Raw genomic sequence first — 1688 nt, forward strand, 5'->3', positions numbered from 1 at the left:
CCGCCGAGGGCCACGACGCCGAGGGCCGCGCATTCGGCGATCCAGCGCTTACGGTGCATGTTCCACATCCTCCTGCCGACTCGGTTCCGCATCAAAACCGGCGCTTTCCATGATCTGCTGCTCGATGGTGACCCGCCGGACCTGCCCGGCCCGGCGGCGATACGGCCCTTTGGTGAGCCATACGAGGGCAAGCACAACCAGCGCCATCCAGCCCCAGAGCCAGAGCATGGATTGCATGGACAGCACGGCACTCTGGGTAGTCAGATGCTGAATGGACAGGGCCTGCGCGGCGGGACGGTTCATTGGCCAGTGCTCCAGCATGCGTTGCAAGGGTACGGACGGGGATTGCCAGGCCAGGTGCGCCCTGAAGGTATCGCCATGTCGCATCCACAGGGCCGAGAAAGCGCTCGACAGATAGGCACCACCCAGAATCCGCACAAAGTTCTGCAAGGTGGCCGCAGCAGGCAGGCGGCGCTGGGGCAGGCGTGAAAACATGATCAGGCTCAGGGGCACCAGATAAAACCCGATGGCGATGCCTTCGATCAAATGGCTGAGGAGCAGACTGCGCAGATTGCTGTGCAGGTTGAGCTCCGTGGTGAATCCATAAAGGGCGACAAATCCAAAACAGATGGTCGCCAGCCAGCGCGGGTTCACCCGGTGCGAGATGGGCCCCATCACCGCAATCAGCGGTACGCCACCGAGGGCCATGGGCAGCAACACCACGCCTGCCCAAAAAGCCGAGTAGTTGGCATGACTGATGAGCGCCGAGACAAAAAGGCTGTTCCCGCCCAGCAGCAGTCCCCAGCCGAAGACGAGTGCCGGCAGCGCCAACACATAATTCCGTCGCCGCAACAAACTGAGATCCAGGCAGGGCTGCGACTGATGCTTCTCCCAAAGGAAAAAGGCGACAAGGAGCACGGCTCCCAAGCCGGTCAGCCAGCGGATGGCGGGCGCATCCCACCAGTTCCAGTCCTCGCCACGATTCAGCACGAGCTGAAAGGTCGCGCTCCAGGCAGCGAGCAGCCCCAGCCCGATCCAGTCAAAGGGCTGGCGCACGCGCTCGTCGGGATCGTCGCGCAACAGGGCGGAGACCATGCCCAACGCCAGCAAACCCACGGGGAAGGTCAGCACCGCCGCCGCCCGCCAGTCCCAGGTGTAGGCGATCCAGCCCGCCAGCGATGGTCCGGCGAGCAGGGGCAGCACCAGATTGACGATGCTGAGATCGGCCGCCGTCTTTTGCCAGCGCGGCGGCGCATAGCGGATTAGCAATCGCCGGGTCAGCGGTGTCAGAAAACCCGCCGCCATGCCTTGCAGAAACCGGCCGCCCAGAAATAAGCCGAAGTGATCGCTGAATACATCGGGGAGGGTGGCCACCATCAGCAGGATGAGGGAGATCTGAAACATCCGCAGTTCGCCGAAACACTGGTAGAGCCAGGTGGCGGGCACGACGGCGAGCGCCCAGGCCAGCAGGTAAAACGTCAGTGACCAGATCGCGTGATCGAGGCTGGTGCTGTAGGCGCCGGCGATGTACGGCAGCATCGGGATGGACCAGGCGAGGCTCCACGATGCCAGCAGCAGGCCGCTGCTCAGGCCGAGCAGTAACAGCACGCCATCCATCCCGAAAAAGGCGGGGACAGCGGGAGAAACGGGGCGAACGGCCAAGTGGATACCTGGAGCAGTGGGGACAC

Annotated in this window: 1 protein-coding gene; it reads right to left on the bottom strand. The window is 63.6% G+C overall.

Annotation, left to right across the window (positions count from 1 at the left end):
* Window positions 1-48 precede the first annotated feature (48 nt).
* The coding region (locus Q0C48_RS02000; protein ID WP_366936981.1) for an MFS transporter at window positions 49-1688 on the bottom strand (1640 nt) is incomplete at its 5' end.

Origin of the sequence: Acidithiobacillus sp., assembly GCF_023255755.1 — a bacterium.
Classification (GTDB): domain Bacteria; phylum Pseudomonadota; class Gammaproteobacteria; order Acidithiobacillales; family Acidithiobacillaceae; genus Acidithiobacillus.